The organism is Halomonas sp. 707D4 (assembly GCF_024158685.1).
GTDB lineage: Bacteria > Pseudomonadota > Gammaproteobacteria > Pseudomonadales > Halomonadaceae > Vreelandella.
This window is the reverse complement of record NZ_JAMZBD010000108.1, coordinates 1-8115: the sequence shown is the minus strand read 5'-3', so window position 1 is coordinate 8115 and position 8115 is coordinate 1. Positions and strand designations below refer to the sequence as shown.

General features: G+C 69.2%; 7 protein-coding genes and 2 pseudogenes. 8 read left to right on the top strand and 1 reads right to left on the bottom strand.

The genetic code is table 11. The features are described from left to right. The 7 genes from BIS11_RS06680 to BIS11_RS06650 all read left to right on the top strand — a co-directional run. Window positions 1-817, top strand: an 817-nt coding sequence (locus BIS11_RS06680) for a chemotaxis protein CheB (RefSeq protein ID WP_253585848.1), incomplete at its 5' end; no start/stop codon positions are given. Further along, entirely contained in the window at window positions 814-2178 is a 1365-nt protein-coding gene (locus BIS11_RS06675; RefSeq protein ID WP_253418433.1) for a CheR family methyltransferase, read from the top strand. The genes BIS11_RS06680 and BIS11_RS06675, both read left to right, overlap by 4 nt. Further along, window positions 2165-4264, top strand: a complete 2100-nt coding sequence (locus BIS11_RS06670; RefSeq protein WP_367399038.1) for a response regulator — start codon at window positions 2165-2167, stop codon at window positions 4262-4264. The genes BIS11_RS06675 and BIS11_RS06670 overlap by 14 nt, the downstream gene beginning before the upstream one ends. A gap of 27 nt (window positions 4265-4291) precedes the next feature. After that, entirely contained in the window at window positions 4292-4648 is a 357-nt protein-coding gene (locus BIS11_RS06665) for a response regulator (RefSeq protein ID WP_253418430.1), read from the top strand. Between the two features lie 32 nt (window positions 4649-4680). Beyond that, window positions 4681-6360, top strand: a complete 1680-nt coding sequence (locus BIS11_RS06660) for a diguanylate cyclase (RefSeq protein WP_253418426.1) — start codon at window positions 4681-4683, stop codon at window positions 6358-6360. Continuing rightward, the gene (locus BIS11_RS06655; protein WP_253418423.1) at window positions 6353-6871 is read left to right on the top strand and encodes a chemotaxis protein CheW; all 519 of its coding nucleotides are present in this window, start codon (window positions 6353-6355) and stop codon (window positions 6869-6871) included. Before BIS11_RS06660 ends, BIS11_RS06655 begins: the two co-directional genes overlap by 8 nt. 2 nt (window positions 6872-6873) lie before the next feature. Beyond that, the gene (locus tag BIS11_RS06650; protein WP_253418422.1) at window positions 6874-7230 is read left to right on the top strand and encodes a hypothetical protein; all 357 of its coding nucleotides are present in this window, start codon (window positions 6874-6876) and stop codon (window positions 7228-7230) included. On the opposite strand, the pseudogene BIS11_RS06645 reads toward BIS11_RS06650, so the two are convergent. Further along, window positions 7220-7729, bottom strand: a pseudogene (locus BIS11_RS06645) (molybdopterin-binding protein); the annotation flags it as partial. The gene BIS11_RS06650 and the pseudogene BIS11_RS06645 sit on opposite strands and share 11 nt — an antisense overlap. Here BIS11_RS06645 and BIS11_RS06640 point away from each other — a divergent pair. Further along, window positions 7723-8115 (top strand): annotated as a pseudogene (locus BIS11_RS06640) (molybdopterin-binding protein); the annotation flags it as partial. The pseudogenes BIS11_RS06645 and BIS11_RS06640 sit on opposite strands and share 7 nt — an antisense overlap.

The window sequence follows — 8115 nt, the reverse complement described above, 5'->3', positions numbered from 1 at the left end:
GCCGATCCTGGTGGTCAGCGAGCGCTTCGAGGCGCCGACGGCCTATCGCGCCCTGGAGCTGGGAGCGCTCGAGGTGATCGGCAAGCCCACCCTCGCCGACACCGACGCCACGCGGCTGCTCGAGCGGGTCCGCCTGCTGGCAGGGGTGGCGGTCATCACTCGCTTGCGGCGACGCAGCGACACGTCCTGCTCGCCGCCGCCGAGCGCCTACCAGCCCCCGCCGCGCGCGTTTCGGCGCATCGTGGCCATCGCCTGCTCCACCGGCGGCCCCCAGGCGCTGGCGCGCCTTCTCAGCCGCCTGCCGGCGGATTTCCTGCCGCCGGTGGTGATCGCCCAGCACATCAGCCACGGCTTCATCGACGGCATGGCACAATGGCTTTCCTCGATTTGCCACCTGCCGGTGAGCGTGGCCCGGGCGGGCGAGTTCCTGAAGCCCGGCGCGGTCTACCTGTCGCCCTCGGAGAGCAATCTGGAAGTCACCTTCGACCACCGCTTCAAGCTGACCCCGAGCCCCGCCGGGGCGCTGTACCACCCGAGCTGCGATACGCTGCTGTGCAGCGTGGCCGAGGTCTACGGCAGCGACGCGATCGGCGTGATCATGACCGGCATGGGGCGCGACGGCGTGCAGGGCATGCGCGCGATCCGCCAGGCCGGCGGCGCGACCCTGGCCCAGGACGAGGCGAGTTCGGTGATCTACGGCATGAACCAGGAAGCAGTGAACGCCGGGGTGGTGCAGCGCGTGGTCGCGCTCGACGAGCTGCCCGGGCTGCTGCTGCATACCCTGTGCGCCCGGTCGCTGTCCCGGTCGTCGTCATGAAATCCTACGCACCGTTCAAGCAGCTGGTCTACGAGCGCTACGGCCTGGACCTGGAGGGCCTGGCCGAGCCGCGCCTGGTCAGGGCGGTCGACGCCCTGCTCGACGCCACCGGATCGCGTGACCCGGCGGCGCTCGCCAGGCTGCTGGGGCGCGACGCCGCCCTGCTCGACGATTTCATCAGCCAGCTGACGATCAACGAGACCTACTTCTATCGCGAGCCCGAGGCGCTCGTCTGGCTTGCCGAGCGCTACCTGCCCGAGCGCCTGGCACGCGGGGCCGGGCCGCTGCGTATCCTGAGCGCCGGCTGCTCCTCCGGCGAAGAGCCCTACAGCCTGGGCATGGCGCTTTTGGAGCGCTTCGGCGCGCGCGCGCCGACGCTGTTTCGCATCACGGGCGGCGACGTCGACCACCGGGTCCTCGCCAAGGCCCGCCGCGGGATCTACGCCGGCATGGCGTTTCGCGCCCTGCCAGGGGCGCTCAAGGCGCGCTACTTCACGCCGCGCGGCCGCCAGTTCGCCATCGACGACGCGCTGCGCGACTGGGTGCACTTTCGAGCGCTCAACGTGCTCGAGCCCTCCGGCGATGGCGAAGACGGCGGCCCTTTCGATCTGATCCTGTTTCGCAACGTCTCGATCTACTTCGACGAGCAGAAGCGCATCGCCATCCAGAAGCGCCTGCTCGAGCGCCTGGCGCCGGAGGGCATCCTGGTGTGCGGCGTCTCGGAAACCCTGGGCAACGATCTTGGCGTGCTGGAGCTCACCCAGCGCGAGGGCGTGTTCCACTTTCGACGCCCGACGCGCCAGAGCATTGCGCCGCGCCCGGCGCCCGCCCCGGCTCCTCCCTCGCCACCGGCGCCGCTACCGAAGGCAGAGCGCGCCGCCACGCCGCCTCCACCGGCGATGCCCGCCGCCGCGCCGGAGAGCTTCGCCCAGCGCGTACAGGATGCGCAGGCGTACCTCAACGACAACCGCTTCGACGAGGCCGAAGCGCTGCTGGCGACGCTTCTCGACGAACAGCCCTGGAGCGTCGACGCGCGCCTTCTGGCAGGACTGGTGGCGCGCTGGCAACAGCGCGCCGAACAGGCCCAGGAGCACTTCAAGCGCGCCCTCTACGTCGCCCCGGAGTGCTGGCCGGCGCACTTCTACCAGGCCGAGCTGGCGCGTGCCGGCGAGCTCACCGGTGCCCCTGGCCAGCCCACACGCGGCTACGAAGCGGTCCTGCGCCTGCTCGAGGCGAGCCCGCGCGCCACCGGCGGGCTAACGATCATCGCCTCGCCCATCCCGCCGGGCGACGCGCGGTTTCTCGCCAAGCGCCATCTCGTCACCGGCGCACGAACTCGGGAGGCAGATGATGGCCTTTGATCTGTCACGCTTTATCGCACGCTTCGTGGAAGAGGCCCGGGATCATCTACCGCGCCTGCGCGAGGGCATCGAGGCGCTGGCGCGCGACGGCGATCACGCCGAGCAGGTCAACGCGCTGTTTCGCTCGCTGCATACCCTCAAGGGGTCGTCGCGCATGCTGCGTCTGGAGGCGATCACGACGCTGACCCACAGCGCAGAAGAGCTTCTGAGCGCCCTGCGCGACGGCACCCGGCCGATCGACGCGGCCGCCATCGCGCTTCTCACCCGCGCCGCCGACACGCTCGACCTCCAGGTCGACGAGCTGGCCCGGGGCCAGGCGCCGGACACCCTGACCCCGGCGGACTCGGCGCTTTGCCACGCCATGGAGGGGACGGTGCCGGCCACGCAGGCGCCACCCGAGGTAGTGCCCGCCGCCCCGAGTCCGGCGCTGGCGGCGGCGTCGAGCGATGCGCTCTCCCGGCGCCTTCGCCTGAGCGATACCGTTCGAGTACGCCTGGAGCGTCTGGACGACGTGATCCGCCTGATGGGCGAGGTGCTCTCCAAGCACCATCACCTGCACGACCTGGTGGATCGGGCGCAGGCGCTCGGCGCGACGCTGCCCGAGGCGCAACAGCGCAACGTCCGCGCCTTCGCGCGCGAATTCAAGGAGAGCGTGCTCGGCCAGGACACCCTGATGGGCGATCTCCACGACCGGGCGCTGGCGATGCGCATGCTGCCGCTGGGCATCGTCTTCGACCCGCTCGCCCAGATGAGCCGTGACCTGGCCCGGGCGCTCGGCAAGGAGGCCGTCTGCCGCCTGCAGGGCAGCGAGATCGAGCTGGACCGGCAGATGATCGACCAGCTCTCCGAGCCACTGGTGCACCTTTTGCGCAACGCCCTCGATCACGGCCTCGAGACGCCCAAGGCGCGGCGCGCACTGGGCAAGCCGCCCCAGGGACAAATTCGCCTCGAGGCGTGGCAGGACGGCGGCTGGGTGGTCATCGAGCTTGGCGACGACGGCGCGGGCATCGACCTCGAGGCGGTGCGTCGCAAGGCACTCGCCCGGCGGTTGATCGGCGAAGAGCAGCTTGACACGCTCAGCGAGCAGGAGACTCTGGAGCTGATCTTTCTGCCCGGCTTCTCGACCAAGCCGATGATCACCGACGTCTCGGGCCGCGGGGTCGGCATGGACGTGGTCAGGCGCACCGTGGTGGACGAGCTCAGCGGCGATCTGCGCGTGGCGAGCCAGCCGGGAAAGGGGTGCGTGTTCACCCTGCGCCTGCCGCTGTCGCTCGCCATGATGCGGGTGCTGCTGGTACGGGTCAACGGCCAGATCCTGGGGGTGACCGCGCCCTATGTCATGGAGCTTCTCGAGACGTCGCCTGCGACCTTCATCGACACCGCCGGCCAGCCGACGCTGGTGCTGCGCGACGAGTTCGTGCCCGTGGCGTCCCTGGCCGCTCTGCTGGGGCTCGAACAGGCGCCGCCGGGCGAGCGCGTGCTGCTGCTGGTCGTCCAGCAGGGCCAGCAGAAGCTCGCGCTGCGGGTCGACGCGCTGGTTGACGAGCGCGACATGGTGATCAAGCCGCTGCCTTCGCACCTTCGCCACCTGCCGCTGGTGTCGGGCATGGTCAACGTGGGCCAGAACGCGCTTGCCAGCCTCCTGCACGTCCCGGCATTATTAACTCACATTAAACGTGCGCCTCGCCGCCCTGCCTCTTCGGAACTTATTGCCCAGGCGCCTCATCGAATTTTGATCGTCGACGACTCGCTCAACACCCGTGAAATCGAGAAGGACGTGCTCGAGGCCTGGGGCTATCGCGTGGTGCTGGCCGAGAACGGTCGCGATGGCCTGAACAAGGCGCTGGCCGAGCCCTTCGACGCGGTCCTGACGGATGTGGAAATGCCGGTCATGGACGGTTTTGCACTCACCATGCGGCTACGCGAAAATGAGCGCTACCGTGACATACCGATCATCATCATCACCTCGCGCGAGAAGGAAGCCGACCGCCAGCGCGGCATCGAAGCCGGGGCGGATGCCTACATCGTCAAGGGAAGCTTTGATCAGAACAATCTCGTGGACACCCTGAAGGCCCTGCTTGGCTAGTGGACGCGTTTCATGAAGAGGAACAGCATGCGGATTCTAGTCGTTGACGACGACGCCCTGTCGGCCGAAATGACCGCCGCGATCCTGGCGGCGCACCACTACACGCCCGTCATGGCTCACGATGCGATGGAGGCGATCACCAAGCTCGAGGCCCACCCGGACATCGCCCTGATCGTGAGCGATCTGTACATGCCGTTGATCGACGGCATCGAGCTCTGCGCCACGCTCAGAGAGCAGGGCGTGACGCTGCCGTTCATCCTGCTGACCGGCGACGCGCCGACCGCCACGCTCGCTGCGACGCCAGGTCTGACCGCCTGCCTGCAGAAGGAGGCGGACTTGGCGCATACCCTCGCCCGGACCGTCGACCGGGCCCTGAAGGAATGACGCCATGCCCGCCCACTTCAACAGGTAAGCCGATGTCGACTCCCTCGACGCTGCAAGAGAAACTCAACGAGCTGAGGCTGCGCTTCATCGCGCAACTCTCCACGCGCATCGCCTCCACGGTCGACCAGTGGCAGCAAAGTGCCGGCTCGACCGAAGCACGCGCGCAGCTCGCCCCGGAGCTTCATCGCTTCTTTCACAGCTTGAAGGGCACCGGCCGGTCGCTGGGGTTCGAGCGGCTCTCCGCCCTGGCGCACCAGGGCGAGGAGGCCCTGACGGCGCTGCCGGTACCCGCCCACATCGATCGCACCATCGAGCGGCTGCTCGAGGCACTGGTCCAGGAGCAGGCCTACCTCGAACAACACAAGAGCCAGGCGACGCTTCCCGCCTCCTTCAACGCCGTCGAGTTCGGCGCTGGTCAGCGCAACAATCGCCAGCGGCTGATCTACCTGTGCGACGACGAGCCGGACCAGGTGACCCAGCTGCTGCATCACCTGCGCTGTTTCGGCCACGAGGTGGTCCATTTCGCCGATACCCAGGCGTTCTTCAACGCCGTGCTGTCGCGGCGTCCCGATGCCATCATCATGGACGTCCAGTTTCCCCAGGGAAACACCGCCGGCACCGAAACCCTGACCAGTCTCAACCGGCTCACCGGCGAGCGCCTGCCCGCCATCGTGCTCTCCGCCCACGGTGATTTCAGTTCGCGCCTGAGCGCCGTCAGGGCGGGCTGCAGCGGCTATTTCACCAAGCCCGTCAAGCCGCTTGACCTGATGCTCGCCCTGGACGAGCTGACCACGCCCCTGGACGACGAGCCGCTGCGCGTGCTGGTGGTGGACGACGACCCGGCGGCGGCAGACTACCACGCGCTGGTGCTCGAACAGGCCGGCATGACCGTCAAGCGCGCCCATCATCCCGCCGAGGCCTTCGAGGCGCTCGACTACTTCAGCCCCGACCTGATGCTGGTGGACATGTACATGCCGGTCTGCTCCGGCGAGGAGCTGGCCACCATCGTGCGCCAGCAGACCGAGTACGTGGGGCTGCCGATTCTCTACCTCTCCTCCGAGACCGACCGCCAGAAGCAGCTGACCGCCATGAACGCCGGCGTCGAAGGCTTCATCACCAAGCCGGTGGCGCCGGAGGAGCTGGTGTCGGCGGTGCGGCTGCGCGCCGAGCGCCTTCGTCACCTGCGCTCGCTGATGACTCAGGACAGCATGACCGGGCTCTACAACCACAGCACCACCACGGATTTGATCTCGCGGGCGCTGGTGCAGGCGTATCGCGACGACACTCGACACGCCATGGCGATGATCGACATCGACCACTTCAAGGACGTCAACGATACCCACGGGCACCTGGCCGGCGACCAGGTCATCATCACCCTGGCGCGCATGTTGAAGACCCGCCTGCGCGTCTCCGACATCATCGGCCGCTACGGCGGCGAGGAGTTCGTGGTGCTGCTCAAGGGCGTCAGCGCCGATACCGCCGCCGCGCTGATCGAGGAGCTGCGCCAGGATTTCGAGCAGGTGGACTTCAATGCGGGCAGCGCACGCTTCAACTGCACCTTCAGCGCCGGCATCAGCGCCTTCCCCCACCACCCCTCCACCGAAGCGCTGCGGGTCAGCGCCGACCGCGCGCTCTACCGCGCCAAGAACCGCGGCCGCAATCGCGTCGCGATCAATCCGGACGAATCTGATGACGGCTTCGACGATGAGTGACCCCTCCGCGCTCGGCCTCGACGAGGCGCTGGCTCGCCAGGGCGAGGCGCACACGCGCGTCGATGTCGACGAACCCGCCCGCCAACTGGTGCTGTTTCGCCTGGGCGGCCAGCGCTTTGCACTGCCGGGCAGCGCAGTGCGCGAAATTCTCGACGGCCAGCAGAGCGTCTACTTCGTTCCCGGGCTCCCCGACGACATCGAAGGGGTGATCCATCTGCGTGGCGCCATCGAGTCGGTGATCACCCTCGAGCGCCTGCTCGACCTTCCGGCCCCTCCGGCGGGAGCCGGCATGCTGCTGCTGGTCGACGCCGCCGGCATTCGCACCGGCGTGCGCATCGAAGCGCTCGAGGATGTCTGCGAGGTCAGCGAGAGCGCTCTCAAGCCGCCGGAGGCGCTGAACGACACGCTCGCGCCCTTCGTCACCGCGCTGCTCCACCGCGACGCGCGCGAGGCGATCGCGCTGCTCGATGCCGACGCCCTGCTCACTGCCTTCCAGGCGGGCCAGGGCTGACGATGGCTCACGTCTCGCTGGTGGTCTTCGAGGCGGGCCAGCACCGCTTCGCCCTGGAGGCGAACCGGGTACGCCGACTTTCCAGTACCCCGAGTCACACGCGCACCGCGCACCTTGCACGCCTCTTGCACCTCGAAGAAAGCGCCCCGGCAAGCCGCTGGCTCACCCTCGTCGATGGCGCAGGCGCGTGGGAGCTGGGGGTGACGGGCAGTGCCGAGCTCATCGACTGGCCCGCCCCCGCCCTCTATCCCTTGCCGACGCTCGTGCGCGCCAGCGTGCATCCGGCGCTGGTCGGCATCGCCTTCGAGCGACAAGGTGTTGCCTGCTGGCTGCTGGCGGCAGAGCGGCTCACGCCGTGAGCCACAGGCACGTCAGCGGATCGCCCGGCGCCACGCGCCGGTGCGGGTCGACGATCGCCAGGGCATCGGCGTGCACGCAGGAGGAGAGCACCGAGGAGTCCTGGTCGGCGAAGGCGTGGGCCTCGACCCCGGCCTGGGTGAAGGCGAGCTTCACGCGCATGTAGTGACGACGCGGCCCGGTAGTGGTGGAAAAAGCCGCGACCGCCGTCACCCGGGGCAACGTCTCGAGCGCCGGACAGCCGAGCAGCGCCCCCATCAGCGGGCGCAGAAAGAGCCACGCCCCCACGAAGCTCGAGACCGGATTGCCGGGCAGCCCCACGAAGCGCGCCGTGCGACCGTCGCCGCGCGGCAGTCGCCCCCGCGCCAGGGGCTTGCCCGGGCGAATCGCCAGCCGCCAAAGATCCAGCTCGCCCAGGGCTTCGAGGGCGTGCTTGACGTGATCCTCTTCGCCCACGCTGACCCCGCCGGTGGTGATCACCACGTCGGCAAGCGCGGCGGCGCGCGCGGGACGTGGCCAGGGGCAGCGTGCTGCTCGAGGCGGGCACGCGGCTCGCGGCCGCCGCGCTCGGCCACCTGGCGGGGCAGGGCATCGACGAGGTCCTGGTGCGCCGGCGCCCACGCGTGGCGCTGCTCTCGACCGGTGACGAGGTCGTCGAGCCGGGTACGCCCTTGGCGCCGGGCCAGCTCTACAACAGCAACCGGCCGATGCTCCGGCAACTGCTGGAAAGCTTCGGCGCCGAGGTGGTACATCTGGAGAGCGTGCCGGACGACGCCGACAAGACCCGGGCGTGCCTGGCGCGCGCCGCCGCGCTTGCCGACGTGGTGATCACCACCGGCGGGGTCAGCGTGGGCGAAGAGGATCACGTCAAGCACGCCCTCGAAGCC